Raw genomic sequence first — 19506 nt, 5'->3', positions numbered from 1 at the left:
GCGGAAAGTCAGTTGGGAACGGGGGCGTCGACGCGCGGCGGCTGGCCGCGCAGCACCGAGTTGTCGGCGTACGTCTGGCGCTGGTCGATGGCGGCGGGGCGGGCCAGCGCATCGGCGTCGATCTGGCCGGACTGGCCGTACGCGGCCAGCGCGTTGCCCCACGTCGTCAGCGCGATCGCGTCCGCATCGATGCCCCGTTCGCGCATCAGGTGCGCCGTCTTCGGCACCGACAGCGGATCGCTGACGCCCCAGTCGGCCGAGCTGTCGACGATGATGCGCTCCGGCCCGTACTGCCGCACCACCTCGACCATCCGCTCCGACCCCATCTTCGTGTGCGGATAGATCGTGAACGCGGCCCAGGCGCCCGTCTCGAGCACGGCGCGGACGGTCTCCTCGTTGTTGTGATCGATCACGAGCTTGTGCATCGGGATGCCGTGCTCGCGCGCGATGTCGATCGAGCGGATGGTGCCGGCCTTCTTGTCCCGGTGCGGCGTGTGCACCATCACGACGAGGTCGTACTCGCGGGCGATCTCCAGCTGGCGGCGGTACGCGTCTTCCTCTGCCGGGGTGATCTCGTCGAAGCCGATCTCGCCGATCGCCACGACGCCTTCCTTCAGCGCGAAGTCGGGCAGCACTTCCAGCACCTCCTGCGCCAGCCGCACGTTGTTGGCTTCCTTCGAATTGAGGCCGATGGCGCAGTAGTGGGCGATGCCGAACTGCGCGCAGCGAAAGCGCTCCCAGCCCACCAGGCTGGAAAAATAATCGATGAAGCTGCCGACGCTGGTGCGCGGCTGCCCCAGCCAGAACGCCGGTTCGATGACGGCACGGATGCCGGCGGCGGCCATCGCCTGCAGGTCGTCCGTCGTGCGCGACGAGATGTGGATGTGCGGGTCGAAGAATTTCATGGTGCGATCCTCATGGGGCTAAGCTGCGTGGTGGGCAAAGAGGCGGCCGAATGCCGCGTGGCTGAAGTCCTGCTGACGCAATACGGCACCCGCCTCGAGGGCCAGGTCGCGGGAACCGTCGCGCCACGCGGCGGCATGCTCGCGTGCGCCGGCCCGCACCAGCGCGAACAGCGCGGCGGCGCGGTTCAGCGGCACGGCGCCATCGAGTTCATGCGACAGCGCGAGCAACGCACGGGCGCCGCCGTGCGGCCCCAGGCACAGCCACAGCTGCGGCGGCACGGGCCGGCCGGCGCTCTTGCGCTCGTCCGCGAAATCGAGGGCCATGCGCGCCAGCTCCGGCGACAGCCGGTCGTCCAGGCCGTGCACACGCCACAGCGGTGCGTCGATGAACACGGCCTTCAGCACGAGCTGGTTCCAGGCGACGCTGTCGAAATGGCGCGCCGGGTAGGGCGAGTCGCAGGCGACAGCCTCGAACAGCGTGCGCATATTGCTGCGGCACGCTTCGGCGGCCTGCACGACGAAACGCTCGCCATCCGGCAGCAGCGGCAGGCTCCGATACAGTGCGCACAGCTCGCCGTGGTCCGCATAGCGCAGGCAATGCAGGAACGCCGGGTCGAATGCGTCGCCGCCAGTGGCCTGGCAGTGCAGCACCAGCACGATGCGCGCCGTCTCGAGGGTGCTCCAGCGGGCCGGATCGAAACCCAGCGCGCGTGCCTGCGCCAGCGCGCCGTCGTCAGAGGCAAGCGGCGTGCCGGCGCGCACGGCGCGGCTGGCCAGCGCGATCAGCCGCGGCAGCCGTTCCGGTGCGCGCGCCAGCTCGGCGGTACCCTCCGCGATGAAAGCCTGGGCAGCGGGTGCGAGCCGTGCGGTGAGCAGCGTTTTCAGCAGCGGTTCCAGCGGGGTCGCGGGTGTCGTGGTCATGGCCGGCCTTCCGTTTGCCGCTGAGCCGCGGCGGCTGGGTGAAACGGCGTGCGTACTCCCGGCGGTTGCGCGGGCAACCGTCAGCGAACGCGGTGATGGAGCGGCGGGTGCGCCGCGAGGCGTGTCCGGCTATGGGCCGGGCGGTGCGGCGGGCAGGGGCCGCGGGCGTGGACGGTCGGGCAGGATGTTGCGGTGCATAGCGCCTCCCTGTGGGTTCGGGTGATGGTCCAACGGCCCAGCAGCGTACGACCGGCGCGCGTTACCGATGGGTGGTACGGCGCTCTGATGTGAAATATGCTACGCCGATTTTTCCTGCGGGTAGGACGAATCTGCCTGTTCCGTTTGGCAGAGGCGGGAGGACGTGAAAACGTGTAGCGGGACTAATCCCAGGTGACGGAGCCGGAGCCGGTGCGGTTGACGCTGCGCTGGTCCGGGTTGCCGTACACGGTGACGTCGCCGCTGCCGGCGATCGTGATGTCGGCCGACTTGCGGGCGAATACCTCGGCCGTGCCGGAGCCCTTGACGTCGACCGTCACGTCGTTCGACGCCATGTGCTGCGCATCGACCGTGCCCGAGCCGGTCAGTTCGGCGGACAGCGTATTGCAGCTGCCCGAGGTGCTGATCGAGCCGGAACCGTACAGCGCCAGGCGCACGTCGTCGCCGTTGCCGGCCTTCAAATCGAGGCCGCCGTTGCCGTGCACGGCCGCTTCCACGCGGCGGTAGCGGCCGGAGAACGACAGGCCGCCGGAACCGTTCAGCACGATCTCGAGCCGCTCGCCGGAAAAGCCGGAGACATTGCTGTCGCCGCTGCCCCGGATCGCGATGGCGTTCAGCGACGGCAGCACGAGTTCGACCTGGAGCGGGCGGCGGTGATGGAACACCATGCCGGTCGTGCCGATGTGCAGCGTGCCGTCTTCCTGCGTCGTGGCCACGTTGCCCAGCAGGCGCTGTTCGCCGCGCACTTTCAGCGACGGGGCGCTGCCCTGGCGCAAGGTCAGGTCGATCGGGCCTTGCAGGTCGATCGCCGTGATGCCCGGACCGATCTCGCGCACCTCGGTGCGGGTGACCCGGCCAGCCGTCGACGACGGGTTGGCCACGCCCTGCGCGCGCAGCATCGTGTAGGTGACGCCGATCAGCGCCAGCGCGAGGACGAACAGCGACAGGCCGATCTTGACCAGGGTTGCGATACGCATGTCAGCGGCCCCGCAGCAGCGCGTGATTCATCTGCACGTAGCGGCGCAGGCCGATGGCGGTGTAGCGGGTGACGACGAGCGACACGAGGAACAGCGCGATCCCGCCCAGCACGAGGCCGAAGCCGATCGCCGTCTGCGCCGCGCGGGACGCGCCTTCCGGGTCGACCGTGATGCGCACGCTGCCGTCGGCCATCGCCTCGGCATTGTCCAGCAGCTTGCCGGAGCGGCTCGTTTCGTCGTCGATTTCCTCCTGCAGCTCGGCCGGGCGTTCCTGCGTCACCTCGATGCCGCGCTCGCCGATCGACACGCGGGTTTGCTGGCGGCCTTCGTCCTCGTCGTTGATGACGCGGTGCAGCGGCCCGGACATGACGATCTCGTTGGCGCCGGCCAGGCCGCTCGCGGTCACGGCGATACCGCTGACGTAGAACGCGAACGAGCTGACGTAGACAGCCACCAGCAGTGCCATGAACACGGCCGCCGGCACCACCATGAACAGGTTGAAGATGGCCAGGCCAACGAACGACAGTGCCATCCGGGCAAAGCTCTGCGGCGTCTTCTTGCGCTCGAACGAGGCCAGGTGGGCGTTGGCGCGCAAGGTCATCGCGATCTTGCGCGGATCATCCAGTTCCGCCGCGATGTCGGTCTCGCCACGCCCGGCATTGACGCCGTCGATGAAGCGCTGCTCGTAATAGGCGAGCGTTTTCGCCACCGTTTCCGGCGGCAGGCCCGTCATGGCCTTGGCCAGCGCGTCGAGGTAATCCTGCTTGCCCATTCAATATTTCCTAGTTCAGTGCATGCTCAGTGCCAGCGGCAGCGCGACGGGATGGGTGGGCGCTTCCAGCTGCACGATCGCCGCTGCGCAGAGCAGTACGATGGCCACGACGGCGATGCTGGTCAGTGCGAGTCTCATGTCCGTTCCTTGTACCTGGTTTGATCCGATAGTGCCACTGTACCGGTCCGGCATGGCGCGGGCCAGCCGCGTGCGACAGGCTGCAAAATCAGGGGACCAGGCGGTCATGGACGGGGACAGGACGGCAGCGCGGCCCGCGCCGCGGCGATGCCGCTGCGCACCGCCATCTCGAGCGTGGCCGGATACTCGCCCGCCGTGTAGTCGCCGGCCAGCAGCAGGCCGGGCATGCCGGTCACGTTGGCGGGGCGGTCCAGACCCGCCATGCACGCATACGTGGCGCGCTTCTCGGTGACGACCTTGGTCCACGCGGGGCTGGCCAGCCCGGGCCGGCCGAACGCCTGCGCCAGCTGCGCCGCGACGGCGCTTGCCAGTTCCGCCTGCGGCAACGCGGCCGCGGCGCCCGATGCGCTGACGATGACAGCGAACAGGCCCGCCTGGCCAGGCTCGAGCTGGCCGCGGTCGAACACGAACTGGCCCCAGCGGCCTTCCTCCGGCACATCTTCCAGTGCGAAGAACGGTTGCGGCAGCCGCTCCGCCAAGCCGTATTGCAGGTAGCAGGTGGTGATCGGCTCGGGTTTGAAAGCGTCCAGCCGGGCCGCCAGAGCCGCATCCAACCCGGCCAGCAGCGTGGCCGCGGCGGCGGCCGAGGTGGCCAGCACGACCTGGTCGAATGCCTGCTCCAGCGCACCGCCGACGGCGCTGCCTTGCGCCGTCACGAGCCAGGTGCCGGCATTACGGGCGATCCGGTCCACTTTCGCGCCCGCGTGCACGGTCGCGCCATGGGCGGCCAGCCAGCGCGCGGCCGCGTCCGGGAACAGCGCGCTGAGGTCGTGGCGCGGCAGCAGCATGTCCGAGGCGGCGCGGCGCGCGCCCAGGCTGTCGCGCAGCACGGCAAGAAAGACGTTGGCGGACGCCGTCTCCGGCGGCGTGTTCAGCGCCGCCAGGCACAGGGGGCGCCACATCAGGCGGATCAAGGTCGGGGTCTGGTCGTAGCGCTCCAGCAGTTCGGCGACCGTGCAATCGTGGTCCAGCCGCCAGCCCATCCAGCGCGCCGTCGTGGAAAAACGTGCCATCGCCACCTTGTCGGCGCCCGTCAGGCCCCGGGCACGCAGCAGCGCGACGGCCAGGTGCAGCGGCGCCGGCAGGCGGGGCGCGACGAAGCGCATGCCGCCCGGCGGGTAGCACATCTGCAGCGGGACGGACAGGACGGCGCGACGCGGCTCGACGCCGACACGGCGCATCAGCCGCAGCGTGTCGTCGTAGGCGCCCAGCATGATGTGCTGGCCGTTGTCGAGCGTGCGGCCGGCCGCTTCGATGCGGCGCGCGCGGCCACCGAGCGTGCGGGCCGCTTCGTACAGCGTCACCTGCGCGCCGCCGCGCACCAGCTGGACGGCCGCCGCGCAGCCGGCCCAGCCGCCGCCGACGACGGCTATGCGTAAGCCCACGATGCACCTCCAGAGTGGGCAGGGCAAGGCGCGACGCCGCAGAAAGTACGCGCGGTACGGCAAGGCGCCGCAACGCCGCCATGGCCGCTCTGGAGGCGCATCTCAGCCACGGACCCAGGTTTTCCAGGCGAGCCACAGCTTGCGGATCGGCGTCAGCGAGATGCGCTGGTTCAGCACGTGGAAGCCGTCCCGTTCGATTTCATCGAGCAGGGTGCGGTAGATCGCCGCCATGATCAGGCCGGGGCGCTGGGCGCGGCGGTCTTCGCGCGGCAGCAGCGCGAACGCCTCGTCGTAGGCACGTTGCGCGCGCGCCGTCTGGAAGGCCATCAGCTTCGTGAAGTTGTCCGTGTGGCGGGCGTTCAGCAGGTCCGCCGCCGTCACGCCGAACTGCTGCAGCTCGTTGATCGGCAGGTAGATGCGGCCCTTGCGCGCATCCTCGCCCACGTCGCGGATGATGTTCGTCAGCTGGAACGCGTGGCCCAGCTTCTCGGCATACACCAGCGTCTCCGGACGGGTGGCGCCGAAGATGCTGGCCGACAGGATGCCGACGACACCCGCCACGTGCCAGCAATACTTCGACATGCCCGCGTAATCGAGGTAGCGGGTCTGGTTCAGATCCATCTCCATGCCGTCGATGATGGCCTGCATGTGCTCCTGGCGCAGCGTGTACGGCGCCACGTGGGGCGCCAGCGCCTGCGTTACCGGGTGCGTCGGCTTGCCGTCGTACATGGCCGCGACCTCGGTGCGCCACCAGGCCAGCTTGATGCGGGCCAGCGATTCGTCGGTGCATTCGTCGACCGTGTCGTCCACTTCTCGGCAGAACGCATACAGCGCCGTGATCGCCCGCCGCCGCTCCGGCGGCAGGAACAGGAAGCTGTAATAAAAACTCGAGCCGCTTTGTGCGGCCTTCTGCTGGCAGTAGTCGTCGGGTGACATGTTATTTTTACAATATTACGCGGTCAAAGCCGCTATTCTATAGGCAAGCGCGGCATTTTATAGGGAAGCGTCGCGCATCCATAGGGCCCGCCAGAAAACTTTCAGCCAGTCGCCCCTCGCCAGCGTGGGGCGGCGGCGGAACACGTCGTAGTCCACTTCCTCGATCGCTTCCAGGATGCGCAGCCCGCCTTGCACGATCATCCGCAGTTCCAGGCCGATGCGGCCCGGCAGGCGCAGCGCCAGCGGTGCACCGGACAGCATCAGCGCGCGCGTCCGTTCGATCTCGAAGCGCATCAGCGCGCGCCACTTGCCGTGCGCGCCCGGGTCGTGCAGGTGCGCGGGCGAGATCACGAAGCGCGCCAGATCTTCCATCGGTATGTAGATACGCTCTTTTTCCTGGTCGATCGCGACGTCTTGCCAGAAGTTGATGAGTTGCAGGGCGGTGCAGATCGCATCCGAGTCGCGCACGTTCTCGGCCGTGGCGGCGCCGTACAGGTGCAGCATCAGCACGCCGACCGGGTTGGCCGAGCGGCGGCAATAATCGAGCAGCTCGGCGTAGCTCTGGTAGCGGTGTACCGTCACGTCCTGGCGAAACGCGGACAGCAGGTCGTGGAGCGGCCGGAACGGCAGGTCGTGCGCGGCGATCGTCGCGGCCAGGCGCTGGAACAGCGGATCGCCGGGCGGCTTGCCCAGTTCGACATGCACGAGCGCCGCCTCGTACTCCTTCAGCGCGGCCAGCCGCTGCTCGGGTGTCGCATGGCCTTCGTCGGCGATGTCGTCGGCGCTGCGGGCGAACGCATAGATGGCCTGGACGGCCGGCACAAGCCGGCGCGGCAGCAGCAGCGACGCGACGGGAAAGTTTTCGTAATGATCGACTGCCATAGGGGGATCGCTCTAACTGACGCGAAAGTCATTTGCAAACGGCTAGTTGCCGTCTATAATTTTTGAGTTAATTAACGGAAAGTCATTTAATTTCAGCCCGCAATCATAGTGGCTCCGCGACGCCGCTGCAATTGCAGCCGAACCAAGAGTGAAGGAAAACACCGTGCAAGTCCCGAAGTTTCCCCTGCGGTTCCCCATCGGCGTCGCCGGCGCCGCGCTGTCGGCCGCGCTGTTGGCCACCCTTCTGGCCGCCTGTTCCAAACCCGCCGAGAAGACGGAAGACATCCGTCCCGTGCGCGCCATCGTGCTGCAGGCGTCCGACGTCGACGTCAACGCCGAGTTCTCCGGCGAGGTGCGGCCGCGCTATGAATCGCAGCTGGGCTTTCGCGTGCCAGGCAAGATCGTCACCCGCAAGGTGGACGTGGGCGCCGTCGTCAGGAAGGGCCAGGTGCTGATGCAGCTCGACCCGCAGGACCTGAAGCTGGGCCAGGCACAGGCGCTCGCGACGCTGCGCGCGGCCGAGACGAGCCGCGACCTGGCGCTGGCGGATCTGAAACGCTACCGCGAGCTGCGCGCCCAGAACTTTGTTGCGCAGGCCGTGCTCGATGCGCGCGAGTCGGCCTACAAATCGGCGCAAGCCAATGTCGACGCGGCCGCCGCGGCCTACCGCGAGCAGACCAACCAGACAGGGTATGCGAGCCTGGTGGCGGACGTCGATGGCGTCGTCACGGCCGTGGCCGCGGAGGCGGGGCAGGTGGTGCAGGCGGGCACGCCGGTCGTGAAAGTGGCGCGCACCGACGAGAAGGAAGTGGTGTTCGGCGTGCCCGAAGACAGCGTCGAGGCGCTGCGCACGGTGCGTGACGTGAAGGTGCGGCTGTGGGCCGCGCCGGAGCAGGCCGTGCCCGCCACGATCCGCGAAGTGGCGCCGGTGGCCGATCCCGCCACCCGTACGTACACGTTCAAGGCCACGTTGCCGGCCGCGCTGACGCAGGCCAAGCTGGGCATGACGGCCGTCGTGCAGTTCGTGTCGACGTCCGCGCAGCCGAAGCTGAAGGTGCCGCTGACGGCCCTGTTCCATGAGCGGAACGCGACGTCCGTGTGGGTCGTCGAGCGCGGCACCGTCAAGCTGGTGCCCGTCACGGTGACGGGCGCGGACGGCAACGACCTGGTGATCGGCAGCGGCGTGCAGCCGGGCCAGACGGTCGTCACGGCCGGCGTCCACCTGTTGAAACCGGGCCAGAAGGTGCGCATCCTCGGCGACGAGCTGCAGAAGACGGTGCCCAAGTCGGCACCTGCCGCCGCCAAGGGGGCATGATGAAGGACTTCAATCTGTCGCGCTGGGCGCTGGAGCACATCCCGCTGACGCGCTACCTGATCGCCGTGCTGCTGATCGGCGGCATGCTCAGTTATAAGAACCTGGGGCAGGACGAAGACCCGCCGTTCACGTTCCGCGTGATGGTGGTGCAGGCGTTCTGGCCGGGCGCGACGGCGTTGCAGATGGCCGACCAGGTCACGGACAAGCTGGAGAAGAAGCTGCAGGAGACGCCGTACATCGACGAGATCAGCAGCTATTCGAAGCCGGGCCAGACCTTGATCATGCTGTCGCTGCGCGAATCGACGCCGCCGAAGGAAACGTCCAACTCGTGGTACCAGGTCAGGAAGAAGGTCGGCGACATCGCCGCCACGCTGCCGCAGGGCGTCGTCGGCCCCACGTTCAACGATGAATTCGGCGACACCTACGGCTCGATCTTCGCGCTGTCCGGCGACGGCTTCACGTATGTCGAGATGAAGGATTACGCGGACTTCGTGCGCCAGCAGCTGCTGCGGGTCGGCAAGGTGTCGAAGGTCGAGCTGTTCGGCGTGCAGGACGAGAAGATCAACATCGAATTCTCGCACCAGAAGTTCGCCCAGCTGGGCATTCCGTTCGACCAGATCGTCAACCAGATCCAGACCCAGAACGCGATCGCCTCGACCGGCACGCTGGTCACGCCGACGGACAATCTGCAGGTGCGTGTGACGGGGGCGCTGACCACCGTGAAGGACCTGGAGAACCTGCAGCTGCGCGCCGACGGCACCACGTTCCGGCTGGGCGACTTCGCGACGATCAAGCGCGAATACCAGGACCCGCCGCGCGACAAGATGCGCTTCAACGGCAAGGAAGTGATCGGCCTGGGCGTATCGATGGAAAAGGGCGGCAATATCATCGTGATGGGCAAGGAGCTCGAGCAGACAGTCACGGAACTGAAGAAGAAGCTGCCGGTCGGTATCGAACTCGAACGCGTGTCCGACCAGCCGCAGGCCGTCACGGCGTCCGTCGGCGAGTTCGTGCACACGTTGATCGAAGCCGTGCTGATCGTGCTGGCCGTCAGCTTCGTGGCGCTCGGCCTGCACACCAAACCGAAGCTGCGCCTGGACGTGCGGCCCGGCCTCGTCGTCGCGCTGACAATCCCGCTGGTGCTCGCCGTGACGTTCCTGTTCATGCGCATGCTCGACATCGACCTGCACAAGATCTCGCTGGGCGCGCTGATCATCGCACTGGGCCTCTTGGTCGACGACGCGATCATCGCCGTCGAGATGATGGTGCGGAAGATGGAGGAGGGCCTGTCGCGCTTCGAGGCCGCCACGTTCGCCTACACGTCGACGGCATTCCCGATGCTGACGGGTACGCTGATCACGGTGGCCGGCTTCCTGCCGATCGGCCTGGCGAAATCGGCCGCCGGCGAGTACACGTTCTCGCTGTTCTCGGTGAATGCGATCGCGCTGATCACGTCGTGGGTCGCGGCCGTGACGTTCACGCCCTACATCGGCTACGTGCTGTTGAAGGTGCAGCCGCACGCGCCGGGCGAGCATGGCCACGACGTCTTCGATACGCCGGGCTACCGCAAGTTCCGCCGCGTCGTGAACTGGTGCGTCACGTGGCGCAAGACGACGATCGCGGCGACGCTGCTGGTCTTCGCGCTGGGTGTGTACGGCTTCAACTTCATAGAGAAGCAGTTCTTCCCCGATTCGTCGCGGCCCGAGCTGATGGTGGAGATGTGGTCGCCGGAAGGCACGGCCTTCTCGTACAACGAGGCGCAGGTGAAGAAATTCGAGGCGTTCATCCGCAAGCAGCCGGGCGTCGTGTCGGTGACGAGCTACGTCGGTACCGGCAGCCCGCGCTTCTACCTGCCGCTGGACCAGATCTTCCCGCAATCGAACGTGTCGCAGATCGTCGTGCTGCCGCGGGACCTGCATGCCCGCGAGGCGCTGCGCCAGAAGATCACGCGGGCGTTCAAGGAAGACTTCCCGGAAGTGCGCGGCCGCGTGAAGCTGCTGCCGAACGGGCCGCCGGTGCCGTATCCGGTGCAGTTCCGCGTCACCGGCACGGAAGTGGACAAGGTGCGTACGATCGCGGACCAGGTCAAGGACGTGATGCGCGCCAATGCCAGCACGGTGGGTGTCAACGACAACTGGAACGAGTCCGTCAAAGTGCTGCGGCTGGACCTGGACCAGGACAAGATGCGCGCGCTGGGCGTGACGACGCAGACGGTGATGCGGGTGGCGAACACGATCCTGTCCGGCACCACGGTCGGCCAGTTCCGCGAAGGCATCCGCCTCATCGACATCCAGGTGCGCCAGCCGCTGGCCGAGCGCGAAACGATGGAAGCGCTGAACAACACCAACGTGCCGACCGCGAGCGGCAAGTCGGTGCCGATCTCGCAGCTGGCCAGAGTGCACTTCGTGTGGGAGCCGGGCGTCGTCTGGCGCCTCGGGCGCGAATGGGCGATCACGGTGCAGGCCGACGTCGTCGAAGGCATCCAGGGGCCGACGGTGTCGGGCCAGATCAATCCTAAGCTGGACGAATTGCGCGCGCACCTGCCGGCCGGCTACAAGATCGAGGAGAAGGGCGCCGCGTCCGATTCCGGCGAGGCGGAGCAGTCGATCTCGGTGAACCTGCCGCTGGCGCTGTTCCTGATCTTCACGTTGCTGATGCTGCAGCTGCACAGCTTCTCGCGCGCCTTGCTGGTGTTCCTGACGGGGCCCCTGGGCGTGGCCGGGGCCGCGTTCGCGCTGCTGCTGTTGCACCGGCCGCTGGGCTTCGTCGCGAACCTGGGCATCATCGCGCTGTTCGGCATGATCATCCGGAACTCGGTGATCCTCGTCGACCAGATCGAGCAGGACATCAAGGCGGGCAGCACGCCGTGGGATGCGATCGTCGAATCGGCCGTGCGGCGCTGCCGCCCGATCCTGCTGACGGCCGCCGCCGCGGCGCTGGCGATGATCCCGTTATCGCGTTCCGTGTTCTGGGGCCCGATGGCGGTGGCGATCATGGGCGGCCTGGTGCTGGCGACGGCGCTGACCTTGCTGTTCCTGCCGGCGTTGTATGCGGCGTGGTTCCGGGTGAAAAAGCCAGTATAGGGTCGGACCCGTTGGGTCCGACCCAAGACTCTGCTTTTTGGGTTTGAATTTGGCCTTCACCCCAATAATCAACGGCTTGGGTCAGACCCGGCGGGTCTGACCCTATGATGAGTTGGTGAAACGTCAAATTTCATCCCCATTCTCTGGAAAAACCAGTAAAATACCGTGTTGAAGTTGAAAGCCCCTGTGTAGCGCAGGGTAGGGCGACCCGTTTTCACTTAATGGTCGCCCTTTGCTTTTGTGCCGGGGACCCCGAAAGATGCCGCGCGGTATGCATTTATATGCGTACAACCTTGCGCGGTTTTTTTCGAGGTCCCCTCCAGCGCGAGGATGGCGAAATTGGTAGACGCACCAGGTTTAGGTCCTGACGCCAGCAATGGTGTGGGGGTTCGAGTCCCCCTCCTCGCACCAACAGTATTTACATTTTTTGGACGATTTTTACATGGCAACTGCTGTCGAAAACCTGGGCAAACTCGAACGCCGTCTCACGATTTCCTTCCCGCTGGCGGATGTCCGCTCCGAAGTGGAAAAGCGCCTGAAGGTGCAGGCCAAGTCCGCTCGTGCTCCCGGCTTCCGCCCGGGTAAGGTGCCGATGAAGATGGTCGCGGCCCAGTACGGCTACCAGATCGAGACCGAAGTGCTGAACGACAAAGTCGGCCGCGCTTTCAACGACGCCGCCAACGAGAACAACCTGCGCGTGGCAGGTTTCCCGAAGATCGAGCCGAAGGAAGGCTCGCCGGAAGGCCAGCTGACGTTCGATGCGACGTTCGAGGTGTATCCGGAAGTCGAGATCGGCGACCTGTCCCAGGCCGAGATCGAGACCGTGACGTCGACCGTGACCGACGTCGAGATCGACAAGACGATCGACATCCTGCGCAAGCAGCGCGTGCACTTCCACACCAAGGGTGAGGCAGGCGAGCATGGCGACGGCGGCGAAGCCGTGGCCGCCAACGGCGACCGCGTGACCGTGGACTTCGTCGGCAAGATCGACGGCGAGGAATTCGCCGGCGGCAAGGCCGAAGACTACACGTTCGTGCTGGGCGAAGGCCGCATGCTGCCGGAATTCGAGGCAGCCACCGTGGGCCTGAAAGTGGGCGAATCGAAGACGTTCCCGCTGGCCTTCCCGGAGGACTACCATGGCAAGGACGTGGCCGGCAAAACCGCCGAATTCACGATCACGCTGAAGAAGCTGGAATGGGCGCACCTGCCGGAAGTCGACGCGGAATTCGCGAAGTCGCTGGGCGTGGCCGATGGCGACCTGGCCAAGATGCGCGAGGACATCAAGGTCAACCTGGAACGTGAAGTCAACGGCCGCGTCAAGGCGCGCAACAAGGAAGCCGTGATGGACGCGCTGGTCAAGACCGCCACGCTGGACGTGCCGCAAGCGCTGATCGCCCAGGACACCGAGCGCCTGGCCGAGATGACCCGCCAGGACATGGCTGCCCGCGGCATGAACGTAAAAGATGTACCATTCCCTCCAGAGCTGTTCAAGGACAAGGCCGAGCGCCGCGTGCGCCTGGGCCTGATCCTGTCCAAGCTGGTCGGCGACAACAACCTGCAGGCGACGCCTGAGCAGGTGAAGGCGCAGATCGAGGACTTCGCCCAGAGCTACGAAGATCCGCGCGAAGTGCTGAAGTACTACTACAGCGACCGTCGCCGCCTCGCTGAAGTGGAAGCCCTTGTATTGGAAGAAAACGTCGTTACTTACGTCCTGGGCCTGTCGAAGACGTCGGCGAAGGAAGTCCCGTTCGACGAACTGATGGGAAGCGCAGCACAGGGCTGAAGTCGTAGTTAGGTCACCCCCCTGCAAACATCCGGCACCGGCCGGCTGGCCGTTCCGCGCCGCGGACGCCAGCCGGCCGGTGCGCTTCACAAGGAAAAGGAATGATCGGAATGAACCGCAATCCGGCACTGGACACGGAAATGCTCGGCCTGGTGCCGATGGTCATCGAACAGAGCGGTCGTGGCGAACGCTCGTATGACATCTACTCGCGCCTCCTGAAGGAGCGCGTGGTATTCATGGTAGGCCCGGTCAACGACCAGATGGCCAACCTGATCGTGGCGCAGCTGTTGTTCCTGGAAAGCGAAAATCCCGACAAGGATATTTCGCTGTACATCAACTCGCCCGGCGGTTCCGTTTCCGCCGGCCTGGCGATCTTCGACACGATGCAGTTCATCAAACCGGATGTGTCGACGCTGTGCACGGGCATGGCCGCCTCGATGGGCGCCTTCCTGCTGGCCGCCGGCGCGAAGGGCAAGCGCTTCTCGCTGCCGAACTCCCGCATCATGATCCACCAGCCGTCAGGCGGCTCGCAAGGCCAGGCGTCCGACATCGAGATCCAGGCCAAGGAAATCCTGTACCTGCGCCATCGCCTGAACAGCATCCTGGCCGAACGCACGGGCCAGACGATCGACCAGATCGCCAAGGACACGGACCGCGACCGGTTCATGTCTGGCGACGAGGCGGCCGAGTATGGCCTGATCGACAAGGTGTTGACGACCCGCGCTTGACGCAGCTCAAGCGCCACCCCAAGCGATAGCATAGCGCGTCACGCGAAAAGCGAAAAAAACGCCCGGACGCTACACCGTTCCGGGCGTTTTATTTTTATTTCGGGTAGCATGTGGTTGTGTGCAGGACTTCTTGCCTGATCACATGCGCCAGTGCGTGCGGGGGTTCGATTTCCGTGCGCGCGCCGGTGCTTTTCATTCTTGGTCTGCACCATTCTTGTAACTAAAGAAAACGTCCCATGTCCGACAAAAAATCTTCCAGCGGCGAAAAACTCCTGTACTGCTCGTTCTGCGGCAAGAGCCAGCACGAGGTCAAGAAGCTGATCGCCGGGCCCTCCGTCTTCATCTGCGACGAGTGCATTGATTTGTGCAATGACATCATCCGCGACGAGACGTCCAGCATCGAATCCGTCACGGGCGCGAAGTCGGACCTGCCGACCCCGCACGAGATCGCCGAACTGCTGGACCAGTACGTGATCGGCCAGCTGACGGCCAAGCGCATCCTGTCCGTGGCCGTGTACAACCACTACAAGCGCCTGAAACACCTGGGCAAGAAGGATGATGTCGAGCTGGCCAAGAGCAACATCCTGCTCGTCGGCCCGACCGGTTCCGGCAAGACGCTGCTCGCGCAGACGCTGGCCCGCATGCTGAACGTGCCGTTCGTGATCGCCGACGCGACCACGCTGACGGAAGCGGGCTACGTGGGCGAGGACGTCGAGAACATCATCCAGAAGCTGTTGCAGAGCTGCAACTACGACGTTGAGAAAGCGCAACGCGGCATCGTCTACATCGACGAGATCGACAAGATCTCGCGCAAGTCGGACAACCCGTCGATCACGCGCGACGTGTCCGGCGAAGGCGTGCAGCAGGCGCTGCTGAAGCTGATCGAAGGCACGATGGCCTCCGTGCCGCCGCAGGGCGGCCGCAAGCACCCGAACCAGGACTTCGTGCAGATCGACACGACGAACATCATGTTCATCTGCGGCGGCGCGTTCGACGGCCTGGCGAAGATCATCTCGAACCGTTCCGAGAAGAGCGGGATCGGCTTCTCGGCGACCGTGAAGAGCAAGGAGCAGCGCACCGCGTCCGACATCATGCTGGAAGCGGAACCGGAAGACCTGATCAAGTTCGGCCTGATTCCCGAGCTGGTGGGCCGCCTGCCGGTCGTCGCCACGCTGTCGGAACTGACGGAAGAGGCGCTGATCCAGATCCTGATCGAGCCGAAGAACGCGCTGGTCAAGCAATACAGCAAGCTGCTGGAAATGGAAGGCGCCGAACTGGAAATCCGTCCGGCCGCACTGCATGCGATCGCGAAGAAGGCGCTGGCCCGCAAGACCGGCGCACGCGGCCTGCGCTCGATTCTCGAGCACGCGCTGCTGGACGTGATGTATGACCTGCCGAATCAGCAGAATGTCACCAAGGTGGTGATCGATGAAAACACGATTACCCAAGGTGCAAAGCCCTTGTTGATTTATCAGGAATCGCCGAAAGCGTCTGGCGAGAACTGAAACGATTGAATGGCCAAGAAACTAAGGACTGCACACTGCTCGTAAAAAGCGTTTTGCATCCGTAGGGCAACGCAGTACAATCGAAACCAATAAGAGAAGCAGGCTTCACTCGGAAAGCCACTCGCGGCGCCTGTCGCGCGTGGCTTTTTTATTTGCCTCTTCTTTTAGAGCAACGCTGGCTAGATTTTCAGCAATTATGTATTGTCGGAAATTATTCTGGCCGCGGGTCTTGTGATTCGGCTGCGAGTGCCTACATCATAAACATGCTTTTACATAAGGTACGCCATGACAACTTCCAAATTAACTGAGCAGACCCAACTGCCGTTGTTGCCTTTACGGGATGTCGTCGTTTTCCCGCATATGGTGATACCCCTGTTCGTGGGGCGTCCAAAATCGATCAAGGCGCTGGAAGCGGCAATGGAGCAGGGCAAGAGCATCATGCTTGCCGCACAGAAGGCAGCCGCCAAGGACGAGCCGTCCCCTGCCGACATTTACGAGATCGGCTGCGTCGCCAACATCCTGCAAATGCTGAAACTGCCCGATGGCACCGTCAAGGTGCTCGTCGAAGGCGCGCAGCGTGCACGCATCCGCAAGATTACCGATACGCCGACGCACTTTGTGGCTGAGCTGCAACCGCTGGACTCCGAGATCGGCGACGATTCCGAGATCGAGGCGATGCGCCGCGCGATCGTCCAGCAGTTCGACCAGTACGTCAAACTGAACAAAAAGATTCCGCCCGAGATCCTCGCATCCCTGTCGGGCATCGACGACGCCGGCCGCCTGGCCGACACCGTTGCCGCGCACCTGCCGCTCAAGCTCGAGCAGAAGCAGGTCATCCTGGAGATCTTCAACGTTGCGAAACGCCTGGAGCATCTGCTGGGCCAGCTGGAAGGCGAGCTGGACATCCTGCAGGTCGAGAAGCGCATCCGTGGCCGCGTCAAGCGCCAGATGGAAAAGTCGCAGCGCGAGTACTACCTGAACGAACAGGTCAAGGCCATCCAGAAGGAACTGGGCGAAGGCGAAGAGGGCGCCGATTTTGACGAACTCGAGAAGAAGGTGCAAGCCGCCAAGATGCCGAAAGAGGCACTGGACAAGGCCAATGCCGAACTGAAGAAACTGAAGCTGATGTCGCCGATGTCCGCCGAGGCGACCGTCGTGCGCAACTACATCGACACCCTGGTGTCGCTGCCGTGGAAGAAGAAGTCGAAGGTCAACAGCGACCTGTCCAACGCCGAGAAGGTGCTGGAGACGGATCACTACGGCCTCGAGAAGGTCAAGGAACGCATCCTGGAATACCTCGCGGTGCAGCAACGCGTCGACAAGCTGAAGGCGCCGATCCTGTGCTTCGTCGGTCCTCCGGGCGTCGGCAAGACGTCGCTGGGCCAGTCGATCGCCCGTGCCACCAACCGCAAGTACGTGCGGATGGCATTGGGTGGCGTGCGCGACGAAGCCGAGATCCGCGGTCACCGCCGTACCTACATCGGCTCGATGCCGGGCAAGGTGCTGCAGTCGCTGTCGAAAGTCGGCGTACGCAACCCGCTGTTCCTGCTGGACGAGATCGACAAAATGGGCGCGGACTTCCGCGGCGATCCGTCGGCCGCGCTGCTCGAGGTGCTGGACCCGGAACAGAACCACACGTTCTCGGACCACTACATCGAGGTGGACTTCGACCTGTCCGACGTGATGTTCGTGGCGACGTCGAACTCGTACAACATCCCGCCGGCACTGCTGGACCGGATGGAAGTGATCCGCCTGTCCGGTTACACGGAAGACGAGAAGACCAGCATCGCGCTGCGCTACCTGCTGCCGAAGCAGATCAAGAACAACGGCCTGAAGGAAGGCGAGATCACGGTGTCCGAAGCGGCCATCCGCGACGTGATCCGCTACTACACCCGCGAAGCCGGCGTGCGTTCGCTGGAACGCGAGGTGTCGAAGATCTGCCGCAAGGTCGTCAAGCTGCTGTTGCTGAAGAAGACCGAGAAGAAGGTGGCCGTCACGCCGAAGAACCTGGACAAGTTCCTGGGCGTGCGCCGCTACGACTTCGGCGTGGCCGAGAAGGACAACCAGGTAGGCCAGGTGGTCGGCCTCGCCTACACGGAAGTGGGCGGCGAGCTGCTGACGATCGAGTCGGTGACGATGCCGGGCAAGGGCAACGTGATCCGCACGGGTACCTTGGGCGACGTGATGAAGGAATCGATCGAAGCCGCCCGCACCGTGGTACGGAGCCGTGCGCAGCGCCTGGGCATCAAGCCTGAAGCGTTCGAGAAGCAGGACATCCACATCCACGTGCCGGAAGGCGCGACGCCGAAGGACGGTCCGTCCGCCGGCATCGCGATGACGACGGCGATGGTGTCGGTGTTCACCGGCATCCCCGTGCGTGCCGACGTGGCGATGACGGGCGAGATCACGCTGCGCGGCGAGGTGTTGCCGATCGGCGGCCTGAAGGAGAAGCTGCTGGCGGCGCATCGCGGCGGCATCAAGACGGTGCTGATCCCCGAGCAGAACGTGAAGGACCTGGCCGAGATCCCGGACAACGTCAAGAACAAGCTCGAGATCGTGCCCGTGCGCTGGATCGACAAGGTGCTTGAAGTGGCGCTGGAACGCCAGCCGGAGCCGCTCGCGGACGTGCCCGCGGTCGAGGCGGTGCCTGCCGCGGCGCAGAAGCCGGACGGCCAGACGGAAGTGGTGAAACACTAAGTACCGTTAGCAAGCTGATCATAAGCTGAGCGGAAAAGGGCGCCGGAAGGGAACTTCCGGCGCTCTTTTTTTTATTTTCTCCAGTCATTTTTTACATCTTGCAGCCTTGACACAGAGTGAAGCGCCCCTGTCTAATACGGCCTGAGATTTTTCTCTGCCTTAACAAGTACCGTCTGCGGCGTCGTCGCAAACGGTATAAACGATTTAAACCTTTGTGACGGGGAACATGCTGTGAACAAGACTGAACTGATCGACCATATCGCGACTTCCGCTGACATCTCCAAGGCGGCCGCGGCGCGCGCCCTGGACGCGATGATCGATGGCGTAACCACCACTCTGGCCAAGAACGACAGCGTCACCCTGGTCGGCTTCGGCACCTTCATGGTGAGCGAGCGCGCTGCCCGTACCGGCCGCAACCCGCGCACCAAGGAAGAGATCACGATCGATGCAGCGAAAGTACCGAAATTTAAGGCTGGTAAAGCGCTGAAAGATGCTGTAAACTAATGGACTTCGGTGCGCACGCCGCACCGAATCGGGCGTTGAACTCGAGCTTTAAGTTCTAGCTTGTTGCGATCACGTTCGTTGGGCGCTTAGCTCAGTTGGTAGAGCGGATCCCTTACAAGGATTAGGTCGGGAGTTCGACCCTCTCAGCGCCCACCAGTCCGGACACGGCCGGGCAGCGGTAAAAACCGTGTAAATCGTTTTTGCAGGAGCGGTAGTTCAGTTGGTTAGAATACCGGCCTGTCACGCCGGGGGTCGCGGGTTCGAGCCCCGTCCGCTCCGCCAGCAAAAACGAACAGCATTTCGCTTCGAGAAGAAGCACTACCTGGAGCGGTAGTTCAGTTGGTTAGAATACCGGCCTGTCACGCCGGGGGTCGCGGGTTCGAGCCCCGTCCGCTCCGCCAGAATAAGCAAAAAAAGCCCGGCTTGCCGGGCTTTTTTGCATTCTGGCGCAGCGGAGGGCTCCCCCTGCGGGGAGCCCGGCGGGCCTCGAAGGGTTTCGCCTGCAGGCGAAACCGCGGCCGGCAGGATGTCGGCGAGTCCCGTCCGCTTTGAACACTCGAAAGCCCGGCGCACCGGGCTTTCTCACTTCAGGCCTTTACGCTCCGCTCCAACGTACTCTCGCTTCGCTAACCCCTCGCTCCGCTACCCCTCGCTCCGCTACCCCTCGCTCCGCTACCCCTCGCTCCGCTACCCCTCGCT

General features: G+C 64.8%; 15 protein-coding genes and 4 tRNA genes. 11 read left to right on the top strand and 8 right to left on the bottom strand.

Annotated elements, in window-relative coordinates; translation table 11 throughout:
• Nucleotides 1-8 precede the first annotated feature (8 nt).
• The 8 genes from IP92_RS15160 to hpnC all read right to left on the bottom strand — a co-directional run bounded on the left by IP92_RS15160 (nucleotide 9) and on the right by hpnC (nucleotide 7192).
• Nucleotides 9-905 (bottom strand): TatD family hydrolase, encoded by an 897-nt coding sequence (locus tag IP92_RS15160; RefSeq protein WP_145876308.1) that lies wholly within the window; start codon nucleotides 903-905, stop codon nucleotides 9-11.
• An 18-nt stretch (nucleotides 906-923) separates the two neighbouring features.
• On the bottom strand, nucleotides 924-1826 hold the full coding sequence (locus tag IP92_RS15155; protein ID WP_145876306.1) for an EboA domain-containing protein: 903 nt from the start codon (nucleotides 1824-1826) through the stop codon (nucleotides 924-926).
• 380 nt (nucleotides 1827-2206) lie between these two features.
• Nucleotides 2207-3019 carry a head GIN domain-containing protein gene (locus IP92_RS15150; RefSeq protein ID WP_307724855.1) on the bottom strand — a complete coding sequence of 271 codons (813 nt, stop codon included), beginning with the start codon at nucleotides 3017-3019 and terminating at the stop codon, nucleotides 2207-2209.
• 1 nt (nucleotide 3020) lies between these two features.
• Entirely contained in the window at nucleotides 3021-3791 is a 771-nt protein-coding gene (locus tag IP92_RS15145) for a DUF1700 domain-containing protein (RefSeq protein ID WP_145876304.1), read from the bottom strand.
• A 15-nt stretch (nucleotides 3792-3806) separates the two neighbouring features.
• Nucleotides 3807-3929: a hypothetical protein gene (locus tag IP92_RS30655; RefSeq protein ID WP_260071211.1), complete on the bottom strand. Its 123-nt coding sequence runs from the start codon at nucleotides 3927-3929 to the stop codon at nucleotides 3807-3809.
• Between the two features lie 104 nt (nucleotides 3930-4033).
• Nucleotides 4034-5374, bottom strand: coding sequence for a hydroxysqualene dehydroxylase HpnE (gene hpnE, locus IP92_RS15140; RefSeq protein WP_229418801.1), 1341 nt, complete (start codon nucleotides 5372-5374; stop codon nucleotides 4034-4036).
• A 102-nt stretch (nucleotides 5375-5476) separates the two neighbouring features.
• Nucleotides 5477-6310 (bottom strand): presqualene diphosphate synthase HpnD, encoded by an 834-nt coding sequence (hpnD, locus tag IP92_RS15135; protein ID WP_145876302.1) that lies wholly within the window; start codon nucleotides 6308-6310, stop codon nucleotides 5477-5479.
• Nucleotides 6311-6367: 57 nt separating this feature from the next.
• Nucleotides 6368-7192, bottom strand: a complete 825-nt coding sequence (gene hpnC, locus IP92_RS15130) for a squalene synthase HpnC (protein ID WP_145876300.1) — start codon at nucleotides 7190-7192, stop codon at nucleotides 6368-6370.
• Between the two features lie 163 nt (nucleotides 7193-7355).
• Between hpnC and IP92_RS15125 the strand changes: the two genes are divergently transcribed.
• From IP92_RS15125 to IP92_RS15075, 11 genes are all read left to right on the top strand, one after another.
• Nucleotides 7356-8507 carry an efflux RND transporter periplasmic adaptor subunit gene (locus IP92_RS15125; protein ID WP_229418800.1) on the top strand — a complete coding sequence of 384 codons (1152 nt, stop codon included), beginning with the start codon at nucleotides 7356-7358 and terminating at the stop codon, nucleotides 8505-8507.
• Complete coding sequence (locus IP92_RS15120) at nucleotides 8504-11590, top strand: efflux RND transporter permease subunit (RefSeq protein ID WP_145876298.1); 3087 nt, start codon at nucleotides 8504-8506, stop codon at nucleotides 11588-11590. Before IP92_RS15125 ends, IP92_RS15120 begins: the two co-directional genes overlap by 4 nt.
• Nucleotides 11591-11914: 324 nt before the next feature.
• A tRNA-Leu gene (locus tag IP92_RS15115) sits at nucleotides 11915-12001 on the top strand.
• Between the two features lie 31 nt (nucleotides 12002-12032).
• The gene (tig, locus tag IP92_RS15110) at nucleotides 12033-13373 is read left to right on the top strand and encodes a trigger factor (RefSeq protein WP_145876296.1); all 1341 of its coding nucleotides are present in this window, start codon (nucleotides 12033-12035) and stop codon (nucleotides 13371-13373) included.
• Between the two features lie 110 nt (nucleotides 13374-13483).
• Nucleotides 13484-14101 carry an ATP-dependent Clp endopeptidase proteolytic subunit ClpP gene (gene clpP, locus IP92_RS15105; protein ID WP_371860940.1) on the top strand — a complete coding sequence of 206 codons (618 nt, stop codon included), beginning with the start codon at nucleotides 13484-13486 and terminating at the stop codon, nucleotides 14099-14101.
• Between the two features lie 236 nt (nucleotides 14102-14337).
• Nucleotides 14338-15606: an ATP-dependent Clp protease ATP-binding subunit ClpX gene (clpX, locus tag IP92_RS15100; RefSeq protein ID WP_145876292.1), complete on the top strand. Its 1269-nt coding sequence runs from the start codon at nucleotides 14338-14340 to the stop codon at nucleotides 15604-15606.
• A gap of 285 nt (nucleotides 15607-15891) precedes the next feature.
• Nucleotides 15892-18303 carry an endopeptidase La gene (lon, locus tag IP92_RS15095; RefSeq protein ID WP_145876289.1) on the top strand — a complete coding sequence of 804 codons (2412 nt, stop codon included), beginning with the start codon at nucleotides 15892-15894 and terminating at the stop codon, nucleotides 18301-18303.
• A 231-nt stretch (nucleotides 18304-18534) separates the two neighbouring features.
• Nucleotides 18535-18807 carry an HU family DNA-binding protein gene (locus IP92_RS15090; RefSeq protein WP_107142294.1) on the top strand — a complete coding sequence of 91 codons (273 nt, stop codon included), beginning with the start codon at nucleotides 18535-18537 and terminating at the stop codon, nucleotides 18805-18807.
• A gap of 80 nt (nucleotides 18808-18887) precedes the next feature.
• Nucleotides 18888-18963, top strand: a tRNA-Val gene (locus tag IP92_RS15085).
• Between the two features lie 49 nt (nucleotides 18964-19012).
• A tRNA-Asp gene (locus tag IP92_RS15080) sits at nucleotides 19013-19089 on the top strand.
• Nucleotides 19090-19131: 42 nt separating this feature from the next.
• A tRNA-Asp gene (locus IP92_RS15075) sits at nucleotides 19132-19208 on the top strand.
• Nucleotides 19209-19506 lie beyond the last annotated feature (298 nt).

The organism is Pseudoduganella flava, assembly GCF_007830495.1.
Classification (GTDB): Bacteria; Pseudomonadota; Gammaproteobacteria; order Burkholderiales; family Burkholderiaceae_D; genus Rugamonas; species Rugamonas flava.
Note: the sequence above shows the minus strand (reverse complement) of the source record. Positions and strands in the feature narration are given on the sequence as shown.